Here is a 22,310-nt window from a genome sequence, read left to right as displayed (position 1 = left end):
GATCTCTCGTCAGCGGTCCTGTAGCTCGAGCACCAATCGGGCGCCCCCGAGGGGGCTGTCTGCCAGATATGCGCGGCCACCGTGCAATTCGGCCTGCTGGGCCACCAGCGCGAGACCGAGGCCGGAGCCGCCCTTCGCGGCTCCGGCTCCACGCTCGAAGCGTCCGAACACCGACTCGCGTTCGTCCACCGGAACGCCGGATCCATTGTCGTCGATCAGGATTCGGACCAGCGCGTCCGCGCGCTCGACGCGAATGACGACGGTGCTCGCCCCGCCGTGCCGGACGGCGTTGCCGATCGCGTTGTCCACCGCGAGTCGAACTCCGGTGGGGAGTGCGCGAATCGTGATCTCGCACTCCGGTTCCGACTCCACTCGAACGTCCAGACCCGGGTGCTGACGCTGCGCATCCTGCGCGGCGACGTCGCAGATGTCGATGATGTCGGTCTCGACCCGGTCGCCCTCGCTGGACAATTCACCCGACGCCAATCGTTCGAGCGCGGTCAGCGTCGTCTCGACTCGGCCTTGGGTGCGCTCGAGGTCGGTCAGAATTTCCTGTTGCTGCGCGCGCTCGAGGTCGAGGGTGCGCAACACTTCGATGTCGGTACGCATCGCAGTCAACGGGGTGCGCAGCTCGTGGGCCGACACGGCCGCGAAATCGCGCGCCGTGTCCAGGGCGGCATTGGTGCGTTCCTGTGCCTCGTTCAGTCGGGTGAGCATGCCCCCGATCGCGACCGCGAGCTCGTCGGCCTCGGTGACTCCGGTTCGGGTCTGCGGCGCCGACGGAGGCTGAGCGCTGACCTGCCGCGTCAGCGTCACCAGCGGTCTGACGGCACGTCCTCCGAACAGCCAACCCAGGCCCGTCGACACGGCGACCGCCGCCAGCCCCAGCAGGATCACCTGTCTCTGTTGCTCGTCGGTCACCTGCTGCGCCTCGATGGCCGGGACGCCGATGGAGATGGACACGGACGAGACGACGGTCGAGGTCGCGGTGTAGACCCGAAAACGCTGACCGTCCACATCCACTGTCTGAGAACCGGTGTCGAGGGCCGGCAACCGCGTCGGCGTCGAGGCGACGACGATGTCTCCGCTGCGAATGGTGACAGCGAACGCTCCGGACAGCTGATCGATGAAGGCTTCCAGCGTCGACGAGTTCGGGACCAGCACCTGCGATGCCGTCGTCAGACGCTCGTCGAGCTGGTTGACGTTGTTACGGGAAATGGCCACCGACGTCACCACGGCCAGGGCCGCCACGACGAGGGTGGCACCGAGGGCAGTCGCCGCCGCGACCCTGGCGCGAAGTGAGAAACTCATACCGACTCCCGCACGACGAAGCCCACACCGCGGACGGTGTGCAGGATGCGCGGCGAGCCGTCGCTCTCGAGTTTGCGGCGTAGATAGCCGACGAACACGTCGACGACGTTGGTGTCGGCGACGAAGTCGTATCCCCAGACCAATTCGAGGAGTCGCTCACGCGTCAGTACGACGCCCTTGTTGCGGGCAAGAATGGCCAGCAACTCGAACTCGCGCTTCGTGAGATCGATGTCGACGCCGTCGCGGTGCACTCGGTACCCGGCGATGTCGACGACCAAAGTGCCCACGGCGACAGCTGAATTGGGGATGCCAGGATCGGCTACGGGAATGACCGGACTGGTGCCGCGCCGCCGGAGCATGGCCCTGATGCGGGCCACCAGCTCGGCGAGCACGAACGGTTTGGTGAGGTAATCGTCGGCACCGGATTCGAGACCCGCGATGCGATCGTCCACAGAGCTGCGGGCGCTGAGAACACAGATCGGAATGTCGTTCCCCATGGCGCGCAATGCAGTCACGACGCTTGCGCCATCGAGTACCGGCATGTTGATGTCCAGCACGATCGCGTCGGGCGAGGTGCGCGACACCACGCCGAGCGCCTCGGCCCCGTCCGACGCCGTGATGACCGTGAAGCCGGACAGGCGTAGGCCGCGCTGCAACGACGACAACACATCGGTGTCATCGTCGACGACGAGGACGGTGGCGGGGGTGCTCGGCGATTCGGTCACCTCCCAATGCTAGGCAACCCAGCTGTCGACGGTGGTACGCCGCTCCTCGGGCGTCTTGGCAAAGAATTCTTCCAGGGCCGTGCGGCGATCGACGTCGGCGTCGAGGGTCCAGGCGAGGGCGGGTGCCTTGGCATAGAGCTGCTCGTAGTACTTCTCGAACGTGCAGGTGCTCTCGACGAGGGAGAGGGCACCGGGGAAGGGGCGGATGTTCGTCATGATGTTCTCTCCTCTGCTCGCGGCTGATCGGCGTATTTCCCAAGGTAGAGGCCGATGTTGCGGCGGCGGTGAGCATGGATTGGCGATTCTCTGAGAATCCCCGAAACAGTGATGGGGGTTGCTCGTAGCCGGGTTGGGTAAGACTGACGGCATGTCGCTCGTTTGGTTTCGCCGTGATCTCCGACTGGGGGATCTGCCCACCCTCACCGCCGCTGCCGAGTCCGGGGATCCGGTACTGGGGCTCTTCGTACTGGACGACCGATTGCTCAAGCCCTCCGGCGGTCCGCGCAAGGACTTCCTGTTCCGGTCGCTCGAGGCACTGAACGAGCAGCTCGACGGCAGGCTGATGGTGGTACACGGTGACCCCGAGACGGTGGTGCCGAAGGTTGCGAAGGCGATCGACGCCGACGAGGTCCACATCAGCGCCGATTACGGTCCGTACGGCCGGGAGCGGGACCAGCGCGTCGGCGAGAAGGTGACGCTGGTCGAGACCGGTTCGCCGTATGCCGTTGCGCCCGGACGGATCACCAAGAACGACGGTGAGCCGTACAAGGTGTTCACTCCCTATTCGCGTCAGTGGATGGAGCACGGGTGGCGCGGACCGGCCGATACGTCCGCGAAAACCGTGACGTGGATCGACCCCGACGACGTGAAAGGCGTGAAGAGGGCGAAGATTCCGAGCGAAAACGAGACCTCCGACGCCGATGCAGGCGAGCAAGCCGCACGGGCGCAGTGGAAGGATTTTCTCGACGACGTTTCGAAGTACGACGACGAACGCAACCGCCCCGACCTCGATTCGACGAGCCGGATGTCGGTGCATCTGAAGTACGGCACCATTCATCCGCGAACCATGCTGGCCGACCTGGGCAAGCTCCGCAACGAGGGTGCTGCCGCGTATCGGCGGCAGATCTGCTGGCGAGACTTCTACGCCGACATCCTGTTTCAGCGCCCCGACAGTGCGCGCGAGAACTACGTCAAGAAGTTCGACAAGATCGAACTGGACTCGGGCAAGCACGCCGACGAGCTGTTCGAGGCCTGGTGTAAGGGCGAAACCGGTTTCCCGATCGTCGATGCCGGTATGCGGCAATTGAACTCGGAGAAGTGGATGCACAACCGGGTGCGGATGATCGTTGCGTCGTTCCTCGTCAAAGACCTGCACCTGCCGTGGTGGCGAGGTGCCCGCTATTTCATGCAGCATCTCGTCGACGGCGATCTGGCCAACAATCAGCACGGTTGGCAGTGGACCGCGGGCACCGGTACCGACGCCTCGCCGTACTTTCGGGTGTTCAACCCGATCACCCAAGGTGAGAAATTCGATCCGACAGGCGATTACGTCCGGCGCTGGGTGCCGGAGCTACGCGGTGAGGAGGGAAAAGCCGTGCACACGTTGAAGTTCGGCCGACCCAAGGAGTACGTGGATCCGATCGTCGACCACAAGCACGAGCGTGAGGTTGCTATCGCTCGGTTCAAGGCGCTGTAACGGCTGCTATTTCCTGCGGGACAACCCGACCCCGACGAGGCAGATGACACCGCCGACGACGGCGAGAATGTGCGGTATCTCGCCGAGCAACAACCAGGCCAGAGTGATGGTGATCGGCGGCACCGCATACGTGGTGATGCCTAGCTTGCCTGCGTTCATGCGCGTCAGCGCGTAGGCCCAGGTGCTGAACGCCAGTGCGGTGGGAACCAGGCCGAGGTAGATCAGTCCGCCGGTGGCTCCGGCCGAGGCGGTCGACAGGTCGTCGAGCAGAGCGGGCGCGAACGGCAGCGTGCAGACCGCGCCGATGGTGCAGGCCATCCAGGTGACCTGCAGGCCGGGAATCGTGCGCAGCACCGGCTTCTGGCTGAGTACTCCGATCGCATAGGTCACCGCGGATACGAGACAAAGTGCAATGCCGAGGAAGTCGGCGTCCGTTCTGGTGGTCGAGGTGGTGGTGACGGCGGTGACGACGCCGACCATGACAGCACCGGCGAACGCGATACCGGCACCGATCACCAACCACTTCGGAAAGCCCTCGCCCAGAAGCAGACCGGCGAACAGGGCCACCAGGATAGGGCCGATCTGAATGATCATCGACGTCGTTCCGGCGTCTACACGTTGCTCGGCGGCGTTGAGGGCGACGTTGTAAACGCCGAACCAGAACACGCCGACGCTGGCGATCTGTAACCACTGCGTGCGGTTCGGCTTGACCCACTGTCTCCTGATCAACACGATCACACCGAGTGCGCACGATCCGATGAGCAGCCGGCCCAGAGCGAGTGGGCCGGCACCGAACGATTCACCGACGCCGCGGATGGCGACGAAGGCCGAGGCCCACGAGATCACCGTGACGGTGACCGCACCGAGGGCGAGCCAGTCGACGGCGGGGCGAGTGTCGAGATCTGTCATGCCGAGGACGCTATCGTGCGGGAGTGCCCCATGGCGCGCGGGTTTCGGCCATGGTTGCTTCTGTTTCCGCCTATCTGCCGAGGAGCTTCTCCAGCGCATCGAGGACCGCGGGATCCTCGATGGTCGACGGGACCCCGTACTGCTCACCGGCGACGATCTGTCGCATCGTCTTTCGGAGTATCTTGCCCGAGCGGGTTTTCGGTAGAGCTCCGACGATCGTCACATCGCGGAAGGTGGCCAGTGCACCGATTTGATCGCGGACCATGGACACCAGTTCGGTACGCAATTGCTCCTCGGAGATGTTCTCCCCGGCTTTGAGTACTACGTATCCGCTGGGGCGCTGGCCTTTGAGGTCGTCGTGGATACCGATGACGGCGCATTCGGCGACGGCGGGATGGCCCGCGAGCACCGCCTCCATCGACCCGGTGGACAGGCGGTGGCCGGCGACATTGATGACGTCGTCGCTGCGACCGAGTACGTAGACGTAACCGTCGGCGTCGATGTAACCGGAGTCGCCGGTGAGGTAGTAACCGGGGAACGTATCGAGATACGAACGCTGGAAACGTGATTCGTCGTTCCACAGTCCAACCAGTGCACCTGGCGGCAGTGGCAGCTGCACGACGATGTTGCCCTCCGAGCCTGCGTCCACAGGATTACCGGACGCGTCGAGGATGCCCACCTGGAATCCCGGTACCGGTACGGTCGGCGATCCGGGTTTGATCGGAAGTGGTTCCAGCCCGCGAAGATTGGCGCAGATGGCCCACCCGGTCTCGGTCTGCCACCAATGGTCGACGACGGGTCGATCGAGGGTGCGTGAAATCCACTCGTAGGTATCGGGATCGAGGCGTTCACCGGCGACGAACAGTGTCTCCAGTGAGGAGGTGTCGTACTTCTCGAGCTCGGCGGCGTGCGGATCGACCTTGCGGATAGCGCGTAGCGCGGTCGGTGCGGTGAACAGAGCCCGCACACCGTGGTCCTGGATCACCCGCCAGAACGCGCCTGCATCGGGAGTCCCGACGGGCTTGCCCTCGTAGAGAACCGTTGTGGCACCAGCAAACAGCGGGCCGTAGACGATGTACGAGTGTCCCACCACCCATCCGACGTCGGAGGCCGTCCACATCACCTGACCGGCATCCACGTCGTAGATGTTGCGCATCGACCACGTCAACGCGACGGCATGACCGCCGTTGTCGCGCACCACGCCCTTGGGCTTGCCCGTCGTACCCGACGTGTAGAGGATGTACAGCGGATCCGTCGCCGCCATCGAAACCGGTTGTGCCGCCGAGGCGTCGGCGATGAGGGTGTCCCAATCCAGCCACTCGTGTTCGCCGGGAATGCCCTCTCGTGATTTCACGATCACGGCCGGTGTGTTCGCGGTCGTGAGCGTCAGGGCGCGCTGCACCAACGGCAGATACTCGATGACGCGCCCCGGTTCGAACCCACCGCTCGCGGTGATCAGCAGCACCGGCTCGGCGTCGTCGATGCGCGCGGCGAGTTCTTTGGCGGCGAATCCGCCGAACACCACCGAGTGCACCGCACCGAGTCGCGCACACGCGAGCATCGCGATGACGGCCTCGGGAATCATCGGCAGATAGATGACCACGCGGTCGCCCGGCCCGACGCCCTGCGCGCGCAGCACCCCGGCGAAGCGCGCGGTCTCGTCGAGAAGTTCGGCGTAGGTGTAGCTCCGGGTGAGCCCGAGCATCGCCGAGTCGTAGATCAGCGCGGTGCGATCGCCGTGGCCGGCGTCGACGTGCCGATCGAGTGCGTTGACGCATGTATTGAGACGGGCTTCGGGAAACCATTGCGAACCGTCGAACGCCGTGGTGGGAGGGGTGTCCCAGTCGACTCCCGACGCGGCCGCCAGCCAGAAGTCCTCGCGGTTGTCGATGCTGCTGTCGAACGCCTGCCGATACTCGCCACTCATGTCTGCGAGCGTAGTTCGAGGTGGGGTGGTCCGGGCCGGGTTGCGCACTACCGGCGACGACCGGCGGAATCCCGTCGACCGGCGGTCGGAATGTGCATCGGTGCCCACACGCCGTCAAGATTCACCGCTGGGGCGTCAAGATTGCGTCAACACCCCTGTTCGACGCCACCGCCCGGCGCAAGACTTCTTCTCATGACTCTTGTGGACATACTTCCGTCTCTCGGTGCCGCCTACGTCTCGCGGTGCGATCCAGCGCTCTGGCCGGCGGACACTCACTGTGTGTGCGGTCGCATCACCGTCGACGGCGTTGCGTTGGAGGATGTGGCCGATGCCGAGGGCACTCCGGTGCAGTGGGGCTCGATTCTGGTGACTCGGGTGCGTTCGGTGATCGCAGGCGAAGTGGGCGTCGACGCCGAGTTCGGGGATCTGCTGCAGGCCGTCGTGGTCAATCGGCATTCGGTGGGCCCGGTGGTCAAGGTCGACGTGCACGGTCCGGGGCGCTGCTGCGTCAGTCCGGTCGAGTTGCCCGCGGACCTTCGGGCGGGCGATGTGTTGGCGCTCGTGACCTCGCACGTGCACGGCGGAGCCTGCGGTCGTTCCGCAGGCTCCACTCCGGTCTCGTAGCAGGGGTTGAGTTTCCACTCACAAGGCGACCCCGAGAGTGCGGTAGCGGCCGAGTCGCGCACTCGTCCGAGCTGCCGCTTCGAGGGTCGACAGCTCGCGTAGTTCGCGGACAATGGCATCGGCGATGCGACCGGAGAACGCGGCCGGTTCGTCGGCCGCGTCGGGGAGTTCGGGAACGATGGCGTCGACGATGCCGTCTCGCAGCAGGTCGACCGACCTGATGCCCTGAGCCTCGGCCATGTCCGGTGCATGGGCGGTGTCGCGGTGCACGATTGCGCTGGCTCCCTCGGGTGGAAGCGGTGCGAGCCAGGCATTCTGGGCACACAGGACGCGGTCCGCGGGCAGCAATGCGAGTGCTCCGCCGCCGGTGCCCTGGCCCAGTAGTACCGACACCGTCGGGGTGTTCACGGTGACCAGGTCGGAGATCGACCGCGCGATCTCGGGAGCGAGACCACCCTCCTCGGCTTCTTTGGACAGTGCTGCGCCGAATGTGTCGATGACGAGCACCAGAGGTAGCCGGAGTTCCTCGGCCAGGCGCATGCCGCGGCGAGCTTCTCGTAGTGCTGCCGGACCCATCGTTGCCGTGGCGGTGCTGCTGCTTCGGTCGTTGCCGAACAGCACGCAGGAGACACCGCGAATGCGGCACAGGGACAACAGGATCGAGGTGTCGGCCTCGCCCTGGCCGGTGCCGCTGAGCGGAACATGTTCGGCCGCAGCATGTTCGATGATCTGCCGAATCCCTGGACGATCGGCGCGGCGCGACGACTGCACCGAGTGCCAGGCCGATTGCTGGGGAATGCTCGTACGTTCGACTTCGGGAACGTCCGTCCACACGGATGCGTCGACGATCACTCGCAGCGTGCGGATCAGCAAGTGACGCAATTGCTCGACCGGCACCACACCGTCGATGACACCGTGCTGGTACAAATTCTCGGCGGTCTGGACGCCATCGGGAAATGGCTTGTCGTACAGGGCCTGATACACCCGCGGGCCGAGGAACCCGATGAGGGCCTCGGGTTCGGCGACGGTGACGTGGGCCAGTGAACCCCAGGATGCGAAAACGCCTCCCGTCGTCGGATTGCGGAGATACACCACATACGGCAGGTGCGCCGCTTTGTGTGCGGTGACGGCCGAGGCGATCTTGACCATCTGCACGAAGGCCAACGTTCCCTCCTGCATGCGCGTGCCACCGGAGGTAGGGGAGGCAATGAGTGGCAGGCCCTCTGCAGTGGCGCGCTCGATTGCGGAGGTGATGCGCTCGGCCGCCGCGACTCCGATCGATCCGGCGAGAAACGCGAACTCGCAGGCGATGAACGCGACGCGTCGGCCGTCGATGGTGCCCTCGCCGGTCAACACCGATTCGTCGACGCCACTCTTCTCGCGAGCCTTGGCCAGATCCTTCAGGTAGGACTCCCCAGGATGGACGTCCACGGGCGTGGAGTCCCACGACACGAACGATCCGCCGTCGAGAACGGAATCGAGAATCTCGGCGGCGGATGTCCGTGGGCTCATGGCGCGAACTCTATCGAGCGAAAGCTTCCTTCCACGAGACGGTCTTGCCGATCCGGAGAATGGAGCGCTGATAGATCTTCGCCGCGCCCATGGCCAGAATCGCGGTGGTGACGATCATCAGGACCGCCGAGCCGACGATCTGCACCGGCGAGGTCACGCCCGCGGCGATGCGCAGCGGCATCATGATCGCGGAGAACGGGGGGATCCAGCTCAATGTGTTCGCGAGAGTGCTCTCCGGATCACTGATGGAGTAGAACGCCGCGTAGAACATCGCCAGGATCAGGATCAGCAGTGGCATGGTCGTCGAGTTGACATCCTCTTGACGCGAAACCATGGACCCGCCCGCCGCGTAGAGCACCGCGAAGAAGGCAAAGCCGAGTACGAACCAGAAGAGAGTTCCGACGAATACGCTCACCGCGGCCCCGGTGATCGTCAGCGTTCCTGTTCCCAATCCCGCACCGACACCGGCGATTCCGTAGAGAGCGAGCTGCAGGATGCCGACCGCGCCGATACCGAGGATCTTGCCCCACAGCAACTGAAGTGGGCGAACAGTGGAGAGCAGCAGTTCGACGACGCGCGAGGACTTCTCCTCGACGACACCCATGGCGACGTACATACCGAAGCCGATGATTTGGAAGTACAGCAACGCCACAGCAGTGATGGCCAGTGCGGTTCGCTGACCGGCCTCGGGGTCGGGCGGATCGATCGCGTCGACGGTGACCGTCGCGGCACTCGTCGCTGCCCCGAGCTCGTTCTGGTCGACACCCTGTTGCGCCAGTGCAGCATTCGTGGCCTGCGTCGCTACACTGCCCTCGACGACGGCGCGCAACGTGCCGGTCAGTTCGGACTCGGTGACGGCGGTGTATGCGCCTGCGTTGCCGTCCGGAACCAACGCCACGTCGAGATCCCCGGATTCGACGCCACTGCGCGCGGCCGCCGCGTCGGCAACGTCACGGACTTCGACGGGGCTACCGACGGCGTCGCCGGTCGCCTCTAATACCGTTGCAATGGACTGGTCCCCGGCGACGCCGATGACGTCGCGCTCTTCGTCACCGCTGCCGGAGAAGATCGAGAATGCGATGATGCCGCCGACGATGACGGCCAGGATGATCACGTTGCTGATGACGAAGCTCTTCTTCATCACCTGAACGGTGAACTCTCGCTTGGCGATCAGTGAGACCGCGCTGAAGGAATTCAGTTGTGAGCTCATGCCACTACCGCCTCTCGGAACAGGTCGCTCAGGGAAGGTTTCTGGATCGAGAATTCGTGTACCGGACCGGTTGCCAGTGCGGCCCGCAGGATCTCCTGATCGTCGGCCCCGGGTGCCAGGCCGAGGACGGTGACGCCGTCACCCTGTTCGAGCGTGCTCACCCCGGCGATGCCCGACGCCCATCCGGGGGCAGCGTTCGGTGCGTGGACGTGCAGGTGCGAATCTCCTGATCCGCGGAGTTCGTCGACGGTTCCGACGGCTTTCATCGAGCCGGCGGCGATGATGCCGACGCGGTCGCACAGGCGTTGCACGAGATCGAGTTGGTGGCTCGAGAACACCACCGGCACTCCGGCAGCGGCCTTTTCGCGGAGAACTTCGCTCATGACGTCGACGGCGATCGGGTCGAGGCCGGAGAACGGTTCGTCCAGCACGAGCACTGCGGGGTCGTGCACCAGCGCTGCTGCCAACTGCACGCGCTGCTGATTTCCCAGGCTCAATGCGTCGACGGTGTCGTTGACGCGCTCGTCGATGCCGAGGCGTTCGGTCCAGCGGATCACCGCGGCTTTGGCATCCTTCGACGAGAGGCCGTGTAGCTCGGCCATGTACGCCAATTGCGGGCCGACCTTCATCTTCGGGTACAGCCCGCGTTCCTCCGGCATGTAACCGATGGTGCGGCGAACATCGAGGTCGACGGGCTTGCCGCCCAACAGAACCTGGCCGGAATCTGCCGACAGCACGCCCAGCGCGATGCGCATTGTGGTGGTCTTGCCCGCGCCGTTGCTGCCGACGAAGCCGAACAATTCGCCCGGCCGGACGTCGAAACTCAGGTTGTCGAGGGCGATCTTGTCGCCGTATCTCTTGGAGACGGAGTCGATCGTGAGGGTGCTCATGGTGCCCTTTCGGTCGTTACTGCTGGTCGAACTCTTCGGTGTCTTCTGGTTCGGGGTCGGGGGTTATCCACGCGAGAATGATTGCCGGGGTCGATATTCCGATCATCAGTCCCGCGAGAGTCCAACCGCCGCCGGCGTAGGCGAGACGGGGGAGGTCGGGGAAGGTCGAGGACAGGACGATCAGGGCGAAGGCCGCGACCATGACCAACCCCTGCGTGACGGTGAGGCCGATGGAGCGAGCTTCGTTGCGCTGCTGCACTTCCCATTCGTCCAATGCTCCGACGGGTGCATCGCTGTGGCGGCCGGAGACCGTTTGCAGAGCGGTCCAGATCGGTATGAAGATGAGTGCGGCGGGAATCCAGGCGATTGCGGCCCACGAGAAGAACAGCGTCGAGATGCTTATGACGAGGAACGTCAGGTCGGCAGCCATCACTGCGATGGCGAGAATGCGGCGTCGATGTTGCGTGCGCCATTTCGGAAGCCAGTGTCTCGTGTTGGCGTCGTTCTCGAGGAATCGCCGGGTGCGATAGGCCTGATAGCGGGTGAGGATGTCGGGTTGCGGGGTCATGGTCTCAGCCGTCCTCGGGGTCGGGGTCGGGGGTGGTCCACGCGAGAAGCATTGCGGGGGTCGTCCCTCCGGTGAGTAGTGCAGTCAGGACCAGTGCTCCACCAGAGATGCCGAGATTCGCTGCCCCGAAGGCGGATCCGATGAGCAAGTACGCTCCAGTCGCGGTGCCCAAGACCTGAGTGACCGTCAGGCCGATGGATCGGGCTTCGTTGCGGAGCTGGACTTCGAGCTCGTCGAGCGCATCCACGGGGGCTTCGGCGCGCCGATTCGACACGATGCCGAGGACGATTGCCGCGAACGTGAACACGATGTAGCAGATTCCCCAGGATCCGATCGCCCAGTCGAACACCGGTTCCGAGAGTGCGAATCCCGCAGATGCCGCGAGCAGTACCAGAAGGAACGCAACGAAGGCTCGGCGTCGTTTCTGGGGTCGCAGTCCCGGTAGCCAATTCGCATAGGTCTTTTCGTTCTCCAGGAATACTCTCGTCCGGGCTTCCTGATATCTGCCGAAGATGCTGGGGCTGGTGTTCATCGATCCTTTTCCTTTCGGAAGAGTTCGGCCGAGAGTGGTCCGAGTTCGGTGCGTGAGAACACCGCTTCGATCGGCAGATCGAAGACGTCGCAGATGCGCATCGCGAGGTCCAAGCTCGGGTAGTGGTCGCCTCGTTCGAGGGCTCCCACCGTCTGGGGATTCACTTCGACGAGTTCGGCCAGTTGCGCGCGGCTCATCTTTCGTTCTGCCCGCAGAACACCCACCCTGTTGTAGATCGGGAGCGCGGTACCGCGCTTGACGGGGCTCATGACAATGAAGTGTTGTATAAACCCAACGATGTGTCAACCGTTCATAACAAAACTGCTGATTTGTCTACGGTGTCTGCTGCTCCCGAGTGGAGGCGACGATGGCGCGCATCGTGGTCAGAAACTCATCGATCGTTGCCCGCTGCTCGGGCGTGAAGCGGGCGAGCTCGTCGACGGCCTGGCCGATGACGGGGCCGAAGAACGTTGTCCCGAGTTCCGACGCGTGCGCAGTCACGCGCAGCAGTACTCGCCTGCGGTCGGACGGGTCGGGCTCGCGTAACACCAAGTCACGCTTGGTCATTCGATCGATCAGGGCCGTGACCGACGCGGATTCCAGGCCCAGCTGGGTTCCTAGCCAACCGGGCGTAGCGCGCGTTCCGGCTCGGTCCGCGTCGAGGAGACAGATCAGCGCCCGGATATCCGTCGGGTGGAGCGCATGTCTCTGCGCGAATTCTGCGCCCAGAAGATCGAGGTCGACCGTCAGTACGCGTAGCTGATGGACGGTGGAGGCGGGCTCGGTCATGTGCTGATCCCTCGGGAGATGCTGGACGAGATGTCTCTCCATTGTCTACTATCTCGATCATCGAGAGAATGGAGGGTTGCAGTGACGCTGGACGAATTCTTCTCCGCCTACGACCGGGTGCTGCAGAAGTGGCCGGCGGATACCCAAGCCATCGACGTGAACACGGTGCACGGTGCCACACGAATCAACGCTTGCGGGCCCGTCGACGGTCCGGCGCTGGTGTTGCTGCCGGGCGCGGGTGCGACGTCGACCGTCTGGTTCGCCAATGTCAACGCGCTCTCAAGGCACTATCGGGTGTACGCAGTGGACCTGATGGGCGACGTCGGACGGAGCGTGCCCGGTGAACGCGCCATCGACTCTGTCGAGGAGCTACTGGATTGGCTGTCGGCCGTCCTCGACGAGTCGAACCTGCCGACCGTGGCACTGTGCGGCCATTCCTACGGCGCGATTATCGCACTGGCCTATGCGCTACGTCACGAGAACCGCGTGGATGCGTTGACCCTACTCGATCCCAACGCATGCTTCGGCTCCATGAGTCCGCGCTACCTGCTGCACGCCCTACCGATACTGCTGTCTCGCAACGAGAAACGGCAGCGTGCTTTCGTCCGATGGGAAACCGATGGCGCGCAGTTGGATCCGGATTGGCTCGACGTACTTGCTCTGGGAGCCGCGCATGCTCCGACCACAAAAACCATTGTTCCGAAGCGGCCGAAACCTGCTGCGTTTGCGAACTTCGGTGTAGCGGCAACCGTGGTACTGGCAGGGAATGGCAAGGTGCACAATGCCGCTCGGATCGAATCGGCGGTCCGAACCGCCCTGCCTGCAGCGCGGACGGTGATACTCGACGGAGCCACGCATCACACGTTGCCGATGCTTCCCGCCGCCGAGGTGAACGAAATTCTTCTCAGTTGACGAAAATCGGGTGCAGCTAGCCGCGCTCACCGCAGTCAGCTGCACCCGATTCAGCGCGACCTACTTCTCGCTCAGCTGCCCATCGTTCATCGTCCAGTGACGAGTGCTGCGAACGGTGTCGAGCATGCGGCGATCGTGCGTCACCAGCAGCAGGGTGCCCTCGAAGTTTTCCATCGCGCGTTCGAGTTGTTCGATGGCGGGCAGGTCGAGGTGGTTGGTGGGCTCGTCCAGCACCAGCAGGTTCACGCCGCGGGCCTGTAGCAATGCGAGTGCGGCACGGGTTCGTTCACCCGGCGACAAGGACGACGCCGGCCGCAGTGCGTCGTCGCCGCGCAGCCCGAACTTGGCCAACAGTGTGCGGACCTCGGCGTCGGGCCACTCGGGAACTGCTGCACTCAAGGCGTCGGACACTGTTCCGTCGCCGACGAAATATGCTCGTGCCTGGTCGATTTCGCCGATCGCCACACCCGAACCCAGTGATGCCGTTCCCTCGTCCGGCGTCAACCGGCCCAGCAGTACCGAGAGCAACGTCGTCTTGCCGGAGCCGTTGGGTCCGGTGATGAGGATGCGATCGCCCCAGTCGATCTGCGTCGTCACCGGACCGAAGGTGAACTCCGATCGGCGTACGAGAGCGCCGCCCAACACCGCGACAACGGTCCCGCTGCGAGGAGCCGCCGCGATCTCCATCCGCAGTTCCCATTCCTTACGGGGTTCCTCGACCACCTCGAGTCGCTCGATGCGGCGCTGTGTCTGACGAGCTTTCGCGGCTTGCTTTTCGGTCGACTCGGCGCGGGTCTTGCGGGCGATCTTGTCGTTGTCGGTGGCCTTACGTCGCGCATTGCGGACGCCCGATTCCATCCAGTTCCGCTGCATCTGCGCGCGAGACTCCAACGCCGACTTGGTGTCTGCGAACTCGTCGTACTTCTCCCGTGCATGCTGGCGCGCAATTTCTCGTTCCGCGAGATAGGACTGGTAGCTGCCGTCGTACACATCGATGCGACGCTGCGCCCGATCGAGCTCGACGACACCGGTCACCGTCCGCGCCAGAAACTCGCGATCGTGACTGACGACGACGATGGCCGCCCGCGTCGCGACGACGAATTGTTCGAGTTGCTCGAGGCCCGCGAGGTCCAGGTCGTTGGTGGGCTCGTCGAGCAGAAGAATGTCGTAACGCGCAAGGAGAATCGCGGCGAGCCCGGCTCGGGCGGCCTGCCCGCCCGATAGATCCGTCATGAATGCGCCGCCGTCGACATCGAGGCCCAGATCCGCGAGTACCTTCGCCGTTCGCTCCGCCAGATCGGCACCGCCGAGCGCCAGCCACTTCTCGAGCGCAGGGGTGTAGAGGTCCTCGTCGGCAGGAGCGGAGCCTGCGGAGTGACCGGAGTCGCTGCCACCCAACGCCTCGGCGGCTGCGTTCATGGAAGCTTCGGCCGAAGTGACCCCGGTCCGCCGGCCGAGGAAATCCAACACCGTCTCCCCGGCGATGCGCTCGGGCTCCTGCGCCAGATAACCGACGGTCGCGTCGGGCGGGCTGGTGTAGATCTCACCCTCGTGATCGGCCGTTCCCACGCCCGCCAGCAGCGTCAACAGCGTCGATTTACCGGCACCGTTCGCACCGACCAACCCGATCACATCACCCTCGGTCACCGTCAGATCGAGGCCGGAGAACAGGGTTCGATCGCCGTGAAAGGCGGCCAGATCGTCGATGCGGAGCGTGGCAGTCACCGGACCAGTATCCCCGGGACCGGGAACAGATTCACAGCGCCGTCCGTTGGCATTCGTATGACGTATTCAGCCGAGACCAGTACTGTCCCGACCATCGTGCTCAACGACGGCACGTCGATTCCCCAGCTCGGGTTCGGTGTGTGGCAGGTTCCCGACGACGGTGCCCAGGCCGCCGTGTCCGAGGCGCTGAAGGTCGGATACCGCAGCATCGATACCGCCAAGGTGTACGAGAACGAGGCCGGCACCGGCAAGGCCATCGCGGAGTCCGGCATCGCGCGCGACGAGCTGTTCGTCACCACCAAGCTGTGGAACGACGATCAGGGCTACGACTCCACCTTGAAGGCCTTCGACGCCAGCATGGATCGTCTGGGCCTCGAGTACCTCGACCTGTACCTGATTCACTGGCAGCAGCTCGATCGCGACAAGTACATCGACACGTTCAAGGCGTTCCAGAAGCTGAAGTCGGACGGCCGCATCGGTTCGATCGGCGTCTCCAACTTCACCATCCCCACGCTAGAGAAGCTGATGGACGCCGTCGGTGAGGTCCCGTCGGTCAACCAGATCGAGCTGCATCCGCGCTTCATCCAGGAAGAACTGCGCGCCTTCCATACCTCGAAGGGCATCGCTACCGAGGCGTGGAGCCCGCTCGGCTCCGGCACCGTGCTGGACGACCCGGCCTTCGCGCCCATCGCCGAGGCACACGGCGTCACCCCGGCGCAGGTGATTCTGCGCTGGCACATCCAGCTCGGCAACGTCGTGATCCCCAAGTCGGTCACCCCGGAGCGGATCGCGAGCAACTTCGACGTGTTCGGCTTCGAGCTGAGCAACGACGAGATTCAGCAGATCAACGCTCTGGACACCGCCGACGGCCGCACCGGCCCGGACCCGGACAAGTTCAGCAGCTGACCCGCCATGTGAGTGGAACTTCGTAGTGGACTACGAAGTCCGGAGTGGAGCCTGCGCAACGACCGCGGGCACAGCGCGCACATGGGGGCCTAGTCTGTACCCATGTCGGAACCGCTCGCAGGCAAGACCGTTGCCCTCACCGCCGAGCGGCGTGCAGACGAATTGGCCACCATGCTCGAACGCCGCGGCGCGAACATCGTTCACGCCGCGGCGATTCACGTTCTGCCCCTGATCGACGACTCGGAGCTGAAGTCGGCTACCGAAGGCATTGTCGATCGTCCCCCGAAGATCGTGGTGATCAGCACCGGTATCGGCTTCCGTGGCTGGCTCGACGCGGCGGCCGAATGGGGTGTGCGCGACGACCTCCTGGCAGCGCTCGGGCACACGCGAATCATTGCGCGTGGCCCCAAAGCGCGTGGTGCGATCCGGGGTGCCGGGCTGCGTGATGAATGGTCGCCCGCCACCGAAGCATCGCAGGAAGTCGCCGATCATCTTGCTGCCCAGGGTATTTCCGGTGCCGACATCGCCGTGCAACTGCACGGCGTCATCACCGAATGGGAACCGACGATTCACCTGAGCGATGCTCTGAGCGAACTCGGTGCGCATGTACGCCCGATCCCCGTGTACCGCTGGATCCGCCCCGTCGATCAGGCCCCGCTCATGGACTTGTTGGCACAGATCATCGAGCATCGAGTGGACGCAGTGACGTTCACGAGCGCTCCCGCCGTCGCCTCCCTGCTGTCGACGGCCAAGGACAACGGCATGCTCGACGCCTTCCTCGCCGCACTTCGAGGCCCCGTCGCCGCGATCTGCGTGGGGCCGGTGACGTCGGCCCCGTTGGATGCGTTGGGCGTTCCGACGTCGATGCCGAGCCGTGCGCGTCTCGGCTCCCTGGCCAAGTTCGTCGTCGAGCAGCTGGGTTAACCCAGAGTCTCGAGCAACTCCGTCACCGCTGCTCGCCCGGCCCGGTTCGCCCCGATCGTGCTCGCGGACGGGCCGTACCCCAGCAGGTGGACGCGATGGTTCGCGGCCACCCGGGTGGTCAGCCGGCCGTCCATGACAATTCCGCCGCCGTGCCCGCGCAGTCGCAGCGGGGCAAGGTGATCGAGGGCGCTGCGGAATCCGGTGGCCCACAGGATCACGTCGGCGTGCTGGGTCGAACCGTCCTCCCAGACAACGGAATCGGCGGTGATCGAGGAGAACATCGGCTTGCGTTCGAGAGCGCCACGTTCGCGTGCGGCAGCCAGCGACGGGGTGAGCAACAGACCGGTCACCGAGACGACCGAGCCCGGCGGCAGACCCGCTCGCACTCGCTCCTCGACCATGGCGACGGCTTTGCGTCCGGCGTCGTGGTCGAATTGGCTGTCCCGGAACACCGGTGGTCGACGCGTCACCCATGTTGTGGTGGTCACCTGCGAGATCTCGTCGAGTAGCTGCACGGCCGAGATTCCGCCGCCGACCACGACGACGTGTTTGCCGGCGAACTCGTCCGCGGTTCGGTAGTCCTTGGTGTGCAGTTGTCTACCGGTGAAGGACTCGGCTCCGTCGTAGTGCGGAACGAACGGTTTCTCCCACGTTCCGGTCGCATTGATGAGGCCCTCGGCCATGACGACCGTGTCCCCGGCCTCGACCCGAAAGAGTGGTTCGCGGTCGCACACGACGGTCACCGTGACGGGGCGTCGGACATGCAGTTCGAACCGTTCCTCGTACGCGCGGTAGTAGCGGGGAACCGCGTCGGCTGCCGCGATAGATTCGGGTGGCTCGTCTCCCAGCGTGTCGGCGAACGGCATCCCGGGCAGATCGTGCACGCCGTTGACGGTGCTGAGCGTCAGCGACGGCCACCGGAACTGCCAGGCACCGCCAGGTCCGGGGGAGCGGTCGAGCATGACGAAGCCCGCACCTGCGGCAAGTCCGGCCCGCCTGAGGTGGTAGCCGGCCGAGAGCCCGGCCTGGCCGGCACCGATGACAGCAACCCGAGTGTCGATCACGAGTATCAGTAGATCAGGCCCCGCCCTGTGACCGCGGCTACCAGCCGGTAACCTGCTCGGCGTGATCGGACACACTCGTGACGGCGATGTCGTCATCCTGGAATTGCAGCGACCGGACAAGCGCAATGCGCTGAGCACGGATCTCTGTGTCGCGCTACGACGCGAAGTCGAGCAGGCGGATGCCGACGGCGCGCGGGTCGTGGTGATCACCGGACAGGGCAGTAGCTTCTGTGCCGGTGCCGACCTGACCGGAGATGCGTTTCCCGACGCGTTCGGCGAAACGCTGGAAGGCATGCTCACCGCCATCGAGCGAGTGTCCGTTCCCGTCGTGGCGGCGATCAACGGGCCTGCCGTCGGAGCGGGGACGCAGTTGGCCATTGCCTGCGACCTGCGGGTGGTCGCACCCGAGGCATTCTTCGAGATTCCCTCCACGCGTCTCGGAATCGCAGTGAGCAACTGGACGATCAAGCGACTGGCGGCATTGGCCGGCGGCGGCGTGGCGCGCACGATCCTGCTCGGCGGCGAACGGGTGCACGCCGATCAGGCGTACACGTGCGGTCTGGCCAACAAGCTCGGCGATCGCGATGTTGCCGTGCAGTGGGCGCACTCGATCACTGCCCTCGCACCCCTGGCGCTGCGACACCTCAAGCTGGTGTTCAACGACGACGGTGCGCACGACGATCCGACGCCCGCACAGCGCGCGGCATTCGAAGCCGCGTGGAGCAGTGCGGACATGAAGGAAGCGCGCCGCGCGAGAGCCGAGAAGCGCGCACCGAGATTCGTGGGCAAGTGATCAACGGAGCGCCCGACGCGGGCGACACGGCCTGGTTGCTGGCCAGCACCGCACTGGTTTTGCTGATGACGCCGGGCTTGGCCTTCTTCTACGGCGGCATGGTGCGCTCGAAGAGCGTGCTGAACATGATGATGATGAGCCTGTCGGCCATCGCCGTCGTGTGGTTGCTGTGGTTGGTGTTCGGGTTCTCGATGGTGTTCGGCGACAACGTGATCGGCGGCTGGATCGGAAACCCGTTGCAGTACGCCGGTTTCGAGGGTTTGCTCGGCGGCGTGTACACCTCGGCGGCGGGCACGGTGTCGATTCCGTTGGTGGGAACCGTTCCGGCGTTGGTGTTCGCGGCATTCCAAGCGGGATTCGCCATGGTGACGGTCGCGCTGATCTCGGGTGCCGTCGCAGACCGGATGCGGTTCGTGCCGTGGGTGCTGTTCGCGGCCCTGTGGTCCACGCTGGTGTATTTCCCTGTGGCGCACTGGGTTTTCTCGCTCGACGGGCTCACCAGTGAGTTCGGCGGGTGGATCACCAACAGGCTCGGCGCGATCGACTTCGCCGGTGGCACGGCCGTGGAGATAAACGCGGGTGTGGCCGGGCTGGTGCTGGCCCTCGTGGTCGGCAAGCGGAGCGGGTGGCCGCGAGATCCCATGCGTCCGCACAATCTTCCGGCCGTCATGCTCGGAGCCGGACTGCTCTGGTTCGGCTGGTTCGGTTTCAACGCGGGCTCGTCGTTGGCGGCCGACGGCGTCGCCGCAGTGGCGCTGGTGAACACGATGGGCGCGGGCGCGCTGTCGATGGCGGCGTGGCTCGTCGTCGAGAAATGGCGGGACGGGCACGCGACGTCGTTCGGTGCGGCGTCCGGAGTGGTGGCCGGACTCGTCGCGATCACGCCGTCGTGTACTGCCGTCACACCGATCGGTGCAGCCGCGATCGGCATCGTCTCGGGCGCGTTGTGCGCGTTGGCGATCGGCCTCAAATATCGCTTCGGCTACGACGATTCACTCGACGTCGTCGGTGTGCATCTCGTCGGCGGTGTCGTCGGAACGCTGATGATCGGACTCGTCGCCAGTGCGCAGATGCCGGCGGGCAAGGACGGTTTGTTGTACGGCGGCGGTCTGCATCAACTCTGGGTGCAAGCCATCGCCGTCGTGGCGGTGTTCGCGTACACCGCAGTCGTCACCACCGCTATCGCGTTCGCAATCAAGGCCGTCATGGGCGTGCGCGCCGACGCGCAGCACGAGGCCGACGGCCTGGACGAGCACGAGCACGCCGAGTCCGCCTACGACTTCGGAGTGGGCCACGGAGGCAGCAACAAGCCTGGTCTTTTCGGTAAGTAGGGGCAAACCCTGCGCGTCCTTTACGAACCGATCGGTCGCTGAAAGTCGTTCTGTCCCTTTCGCGTTGATGCGATCGATCGTTGTTCGGTTCGACCCCTCTCGTTCATCTTCGGTTCGCTCTTCACGCTCGTTGTGCCCATAGCTTTTCGCTGCTCGGTATCGAGAGATGGACACGACGAAAGACTGAGGAACATGAAGCTGACTCGATTCGCGGCAACGTCCGCATTGGTCATTGCAGCGATGACGACCGCCATGGGCACCGCCTATGCGGATCCGGCACCGGCTCCCGCCGCTGCCGTCGGGTGGAACGTCACCCAGGCCGGCAACCAGGTCCTCGTCGACACGACGGCCGGCACCCTGAGCAACGAAGACAACCACCTGGTCGTCCGTGACGCCAACGGCGCACTCGTCGACTCCGTACCGCTCGCCATCGCCGCCGACGGATTCTCGCACCCCGTCGCCGCCGACATCGACGGCAACCACGCCACTCTGACCGCTGATGTCTCGCCTGCCGCGGCAACCCCGGTCTCCACCTCCCTTCCCGGCCTGCAGCAGGTCGACCTGCCCGCCGCAGTCGCAGGCGTCAAGGACAACCTCAGCCTCACCGCCTCCGTCGGTGGATTCCTCGGTGCTGCAACCGGAATAGTCGGCGGATGCATCCTCGGAATCATCACCGGAGTCGTCGTGACCGCACCGGTCGCGACTCTTCTCGGAGCAGGCCCCATCGGCGGCTGCGTCATCGGCGCAATCGCCCTCGGTGCCATCGGATCGCTCGCCGGCACCTCCGCCGGTGGCCTCGGCGCAGTCATCGGTAACGCCGGACAGTTCATCCAGCTGCTCAACGCTCCTCCCGCAGTGAAGAAGTAACGCCGCCTCGACAACAGTGCTGTGGCCCGCATCGGATATCCGGTGCGGGCCACAGTCGTCGAAAGGTCTAGCGAGCCAGGGCGAGATCCCCCACGTGAGCTCGCCGAGCTGCCGTCACGAGTTCGACGATGGCGTCCGCCACCTCGTGTGCTCGTTCGAGAATCACCATGTGTCCGGCCTGCGCGATCCGTACCAAACGTGCGTCGGGCAGGTGGGCGGCGAGGGTTTCCGAGTGTCGCATCGGCGTCATCAGGTCGTCCGAACCGCACAGCACCAGGGTGGGAATCGAGGCCAGCGCGGCCAGACCGGCCACTTCGTCGAGTCCACGGAACGCGCCGAGGAAGCCGGCCATCGTCACGATGGACGTGTCGCCGAGCATGGCCGTCGCCAGAGTGACCACCCGCGGGCTGACTTTGTGGGAGCCGCATCCCGCCGTCCTGACGATGGGCGCGCACACCCCGCGACTGAGCCTCTTGGCACCCGACATCAGTCGAGGGGCCCGTCGAACAGCTGCCTGAAACGCCGACACGGCCGGATGCGCGAGGCAACTACCGAGCCCGTCATCGGTGATCCCGCCCGCGGATGTCGCGATCAACCCGACCCCGACCAGGCGCGATCCGACGGCATCCGGGTACTGACGCGCGTAGGAGAGCGCCGTCATGCCGCCCATCGAGTGGCCGATCAGAACGAACGGACCGACCGGGACGACGGCGCGAATCACGTCGGCCAGGTCCTCGCCGAGCTGATCGATGGTGCAGCTGTCGGGCGATGCGGCACCGGATTCGCCGTGGCCGCGGTGGTCGTACAGAACGATTCGCGTGTTCTCGCCCCAGACATCCTCGACGTGGGTGCGCAGCTCGGTCCAGGACTGCATCCGCAGGCAGTGCCCATGGGCGAACACCACGGTCAGAGCCGCATCGGACCGTCCGAACTCGCGCACTGCGAGCGTGGTGCCGTCCCCTGCGGCGACGGTGCTCCGGCGACCGACCAGGTGGTTCTGCTCACTGGTACTCATGTGCGCTCCGCGGTGTCAGGGTCACGTGACGCGACGTGGATGTTGTCCGGTACGTCGCTCGGACGACACGCCGTGTTACC

23 protein-coding genes are annotated in these 22,310 nt (G+C 65.0%); 8 read left to right on the top strand and 15 right to left on the bottom strand.

All coding sequences use genetic code 11. The features are described from left to right. Positions 1-9: 9 nt before the first annotated feature. Genes CH281_RS15970 through CH281_RS15960 form a run of 3 tightly spaced genes read right to left on the bottom strand, consistent with a single transcriptional unit; the run spans position 10 to position 2,252 of the window. Positions 10-1,311 (bottom strand): sensor histidine kinase, encoded by a 1,302-nt coding sequence (locus tag CH281_RS15970; RefSeq protein WP_027495933.1) that lies wholly within the window; start codon positions 1,309-1,311, stop codon positions 10-12. Next, positions 1,308-2,036, bottom strand: coding sequence for a response regulator transcription factor (locus CH281_RS15965; RefSeq protein WP_027495934.1), 729 nt, complete (start codon positions 2,034-2,036; stop codon positions 1,308-1,310). Before CH281_RS15965 ends, CH281_RS15970 begins: the two co-directional genes overlap by 4 nt. Before the next feature lie 9 nt (positions 2,037-2,045). Further along, the gene (locus tag CH281_RS15960; protein ID WP_032365896.1) at positions 2,046-2,252 is read right to left on the bottom strand and encodes a hypothetical protein; all 207 of its coding nucleotides are present in this window, start codon (positions 2,250-2,252) and stop codon (positions 2,046-2,048) included. Between the two features lie 151 nt (positions 2,253-2,403). On the opposite strand from CH281_RS15960, the gene CH281_RS15955 reads away from it, so the two are divergent. Beyond that, on the top strand, positions 2,404-3,732 hold the full coding sequence (locus tag CH281_RS15955; RefSeq protein ID WP_094694797.1) for a cryptochrome/photolyase family protein: 1,329 nt from the start codon (positions 2,404-2,406) through the stop codon (positions 3,730-3,732). Positions 3,733-3,738: 6 nt separating this feature from the next. Here CH281_RS15955 and CH281_RS15950 read toward each other — a convergent pair whose 3' ends face one another. Both CH281_RS15950 and CH281_RS15945 read right to left on the bottom strand, forming a co-directional pair. Next, positions 3,739-4,641 carry a DMT family transporter gene (locus tag CH281_RS15950; RefSeq protein ID WP_032381676.1) on the bottom strand — a complete coding sequence of 301 codons (903 nt, stop codon included), beginning with the start codon at positions 4,639-4,641 and terminating at the stop codon, positions 3,739-3,741. A gap of 70 nt (positions 4,642-4,711) precedes the next feature. Beyond that, positions 4,712-6,568 carry a propionyl-CoA synthetase gene (locus CH281_RS15945; RefSeq protein WP_094694795.1) on the bottom strand — a complete coding sequence of 619 codons (1,857 nt, stop codon included), beginning with the start codon at positions 6,566-6,568 and terminating at the stop codon, positions 4,712-4,714. Between the two features lie 192 nt (positions 6,569-6,760). Between CH281_RS15945 and CH281_RS27535 the strand changes: the two genes are divergently transcribed. Then, positions 6,761-7,192 (top strand): hypothetical protein, encoded by a 432-nt coding sequence (locus tag CH281_RS27535; protein WP_027495939.1) that lies wholly within the window; start codon positions 6,761-6,763, stop codon positions 7,190-7,192. Positions 7,193-7,210: 18 nt separating this feature from the next. Here the strand turns inward: CH281_RS27535 and CH281_RS15935 are convergent, their stop codons facing one another. The 7 genes from CH281_RS15935 to CH281_RS15905 form a co-directional block, all read right to left on the bottom strand. Then, complete coding sequence (locus CH281_RS15935) at positions 7,211-8,704, bottom strand: carboxyl transferase domain-containing protein (protein WP_094694793.1); 1,494 nt, start codon at positions 8,702-8,704, stop codon at positions 7,211-7,213. Between the two features lie 10 nt (positions 8,705-8,714). After that, on the bottom strand, positions 8,715-9,914 hold the full coding sequence (locus CH281_RS15930; RefSeq protein WP_094694791.1) for an ABC transporter permease: 1,200 nt from the start codon (positions 9,912-9,914) through the stop codon (positions 8,715-8,717). Further along, positions 9,911-10,804, bottom strand: a complete 894-nt coding sequence (locus tag CH281_RS15925; protein WP_048319369.1) for an ABC transporter ATP-binding protein — start codon at positions 10,802-10,804, stop codon at positions 9,911-9,913. The genes CH281_RS15930 and CH281_RS15925 overlap by 4 nt, the downstream gene beginning before the upstream one ends. 16 nt (positions 10,805-10,820) lie before the next feature. Next, a complete protein-coding gene (locus CH281_RS15920) occupies positions 10,821-11,372 on the bottom strand; it encodes a hypothetical protein (protein ID WP_032407624.1) in 552 nt (183 codons plus the stop codon). Positions 11,373-11,376: 4 nt separating this feature from the next. Beyond that, positions 11,377-11,904 (bottom strand): hypothetical protein, encoded by a 528-nt coding sequence (locus CH281_RS15915; RefSeq protein WP_032407623.1) that lies wholly within the window; start codon positions 11,902-11,904, stop codon positions 11,377-11,379. Further along, positions 11,901-12,173, bottom strand: a complete 273-nt coding sequence (locus CH281_RS15910; protein ID WP_032365905.1) for a helix-turn-helix transcriptional regulator — start codon at positions 12,171-12,173, stop codon at positions 11,901-11,903. Before CH281_RS15910 ends, CH281_RS15915 begins: the two co-directional genes overlap by 4 nt. Before the next feature lie 64 nt (positions 12,174-12,237). Then, a complete protein-coding gene (locus tag CH281_RS15905; RefSeq protein WP_032407720.1) occupies positions 12,238-12,693 on the bottom strand; it encodes a MarR family winged helix-turn-helix transcriptional regulator in 456 nt (151 codons plus the stop codon). Positions 12,694-12,774: 81 nt separating this feature from the next. Here CH281_RS15905 and CH281_RS15900 point away from each other — a divergent pair, with 81 nt between their 5' ends. Beyond that, the gene (locus CH281_RS15900; protein WP_256983608.1) at positions 12,775-13,605 is read left to right on the top strand and encodes an alpha/beta fold hydrolase; all 831 of its coding nucleotides are present in this window, start codon (positions 12,775-12,777) and stop codon (positions 13,603-13,605) included. A gap of 60 nt (positions 13,606-13,665) precedes the next feature. On the opposite strand, the gene CH281_RS15895 is transcribed toward CH281_RS15900, so the two are convergent. Further along, positions 13,666-15,330, bottom strand: a complete 1,665-nt coding sequence (locus tag CH281_RS15895) for an ABC-F family ATP-binding cassette domain-containing protein (RefSeq protein WP_094694789.1) — start codon at positions 15,328-15,330, stop codon at positions 13,666-13,668. 57 nt (positions 15,331-15,387) lie between these two features. Here CH281_RS15895 and CH281_RS15890 point away from each other — a divergent pair, with 57 nt between their 5' ends. Both CH281_RS15890 and CH281_RS15885 read left to right on the top strand, forming a co-directional pair. Next, positions 15,388-16,236 (top strand): aldo/keto reductase, encoded by an 849-nt coding sequence (locus CH281_RS15890; RefSeq protein ID WP_063216894.1) that lies wholly within the window; start codon positions 15,388-15,390, stop codon positions 16,234-16,236. A 102-nt stretch (positions 16,237-16,338) separates the two neighbouring features. Next, positions 16,339-17,160: a uroporphyrinogen-III synthase gene (locus tag CH281_RS15885; RefSeq protein ID WP_094694787.1), complete on the top strand. Its 822-nt coding sequence runs from the start codon at positions 16,339-16,341 to the stop codon at positions 17,158-17,160. Here CH281_RS15885 and CH281_RS15880 read toward each other — a convergent pair. Further along, positions 17,157-18,230 carry an NAD(P)-binding domain-containing protein gene (locus tag CH281_RS15880; RefSeq protein ID WP_032388670.1) on the bottom strand — a complete coding sequence of 358 codons (1,074 nt, stop codon included), beginning with the start codon at positions 18,228-18,230 and terminating at the stop codon, positions 17,157-17,159. The genes CH281_RS15885 and CH281_RS15880 overlap by 4 nt on opposite strands. 55 nt (positions 18,231-18,285) lie before the next feature. On the opposite strand from CH281_RS15880, the gene CH281_RS15875 reads away from it, so the two are divergent. The 3 genes from CH281_RS15875 (at position 18,286) to CH281_RS15865 (ending at position 21,215) form a co-directional block, all read left to right on the top strand. Next, positions 18,286-19,017, top strand: a complete 732-nt coding sequence (locus tag CH281_RS15875) for an enoyl-CoA hydratase (protein WP_094694785.1) — start codon at positions 18,286-18,288, stop codon at positions 19,015-19,017. Further along, positions 19,014-20,348: an ammonium transporter gene (locus CH281_RS15870; RefSeq protein ID WP_032375364.1), complete on the top strand. Its 1,335-nt coding sequence runs from the start codon at positions 19,014-19,016 to the stop codon at positions 20,346-20,348. Before CH281_RS15875 ends, CH281_RS15870 begins: the two co-directional genes overlap by 4 nt. A gap of 192 nt (positions 20,349-20,540) precedes the next feature. Then, the gene (locus CH281_RS15865; protein WP_027495954.1) at positions 20,541-21,215 is read left to right on the top strand and encodes a hypothetical protein; all 675 of its coding nucleotides are present in this window, start codon (positions 20,541-20,543) and stop codon (positions 21,213-21,215) included. Positions 21,216-21,282: 67 nt separating this feature from the next. On the opposite strand, the gene CH281_RS15860 is transcribed toward CH281_RS15865, so the two are convergent. After that, positions 21,283-22,230: an alpha/beta fold hydrolase gene (locus tag CH281_RS15860; protein ID WP_057473705.1), complete on the bottom strand. Its 948-nt coding sequence runs from the start codon at positions 22,228-22,230 to the stop codon at positions 21,283-21,285. Between the last annotated feature and the right edge of the window lie 80 nt (positions 22,231-22,310).

The organism is Rhodococcus sp. 06-221-2 (genome assembly GCF_002258365.1).
GTDB lineage: Bacteria > Actinomycetota > Actinomycetes > Mycobacteriales > Mycobacteriaceae > Rhodococcoides > Rhodococcoides fascians.
This window is presented reverse-complemented; position numbering and strand designations above follow the sequence as displayed.

Excerpts from the sequence above, each read along its gene's own strand:
- CH281_RS15970 (WP_027495933.1), bottom strand. The coding sequence starts at position 1,311 with ATGAGTTTCTCACTTCGCGCCAGGGTCGCGGCGGCGACTGCCCTCGGT.
- CH281_RS15960 (WP_032365896.1), bottom strand. The coding sequence starts at position 2,252 with ATGACGAACATCCGCCCCTTCCCCGGTGCCCTCTCCCTCGTCGAGAGC.
- CH281_RS15955 (WP_094694797.1), top strand. The coding sequence starts at position 2,404 with ATGTCGCTCGTTTGGTTTCGCCGTGATCTCCGACTGGGGGATCTGCCC.
- CH281_RS15950 (WP_032381676.1), bottom strand. The coding sequence starts at position 4,641 with ATGACAGATCTCGACACTCGCCCCGCCGTCGACTGGCTCGCCCTCGGT.
- CH281_RS15945 (WP_094694795.1), bottom strand. The coding sequence starts at position 6,568 with ATGAGTGGCGAGTATCGGCAGGCGTTCGACAGCAGCATCGACAACCGC.
- CH281_RS27535 (WP_027495939.1), top strand. The coding sequence starts at position 6,761 with ATGACTCTTGTGGACATACTTCCGTCTCTCGGTGCCGCCTACGTCTCG.
- CH281_RS15935 (WP_094694793.1), bottom strand. The coding sequence starts at position 8,704 with ATGAGCCCACGGACATCCGCCGCCGAGATTCTCGATTCCGTTCTCGAC.
- CH281_RS15930 (WP_094694791.1), bottom strand. The coding sequence starts at position 9,914 with ATGAGCTCACAACTGAATTCCTTCAGCGCGGTCTCACTGATCGCCAAG.
- CH281_RS15925 (WP_048319369.1), bottom strand. The coding sequence starts at position 10,804 with ATGAGCACCCTCACGATCGACTCCGTCTCCAAGAGATACGGCGACAAG.
- CH281_RS15920 (WP_032407624.1), bottom strand. The coding sequence starts at position 11,372 with ATGACCCCGCAACCCGACATCCTCACCCGCTATCAGGCCTATCGCACC.
- CH281_RS15915 (WP_032407623.1), bottom strand. The coding sequence starts at position 11,904 with ATGAACACCAGCCCCAGCATCTTCGGCAGATATCAGGAAGCCCGGACG.
- CH281_RS15910 (WP_032365905.1), bottom strand. The coding sequence starts at position 12,173 with ATGAGCCCCGTCAAGCGCGGTACCGCGCTCCCGATCTACAACAGGGTG.
- CH281_RS15905 (WP_032407720.1), bottom strand. The coding sequence starts at position 12,693 with ATGACCGAGCCCGCCTCCACCGTCCATCAGCTACGCGTACTGACGGTC.
- CH281_RS15890 (WP_063216894.1), top strand. The coding sequence starts at position 15,388 with ATGACGTATTCAGCCGAGACCAGTACTGTCCCGACCATCGTGCTCAAC.
- CH281_RS15885 (WP_094694787.1), top strand. The coding sequence starts at position 16,339 with ATGTCGGAACCGCTCGCAGGCAAGACCGTTGCCCTCACCGCCGAGCGG.
- CH281_RS15865 (WP_027495954.1), top strand. The coding sequence starts at position 20,541 with ATGAAGCTGACTCGATTCGCGGCAACGTCCGCATTGGTCATTGCAGCG.
- CH281_RS15860 (WP_057473705.1), bottom strand. The coding sequence starts at position 22,230 with ATGAGTACCAGTGAGCAGAACCACCTGGTCGGTCGCCGGAGCACCGTC.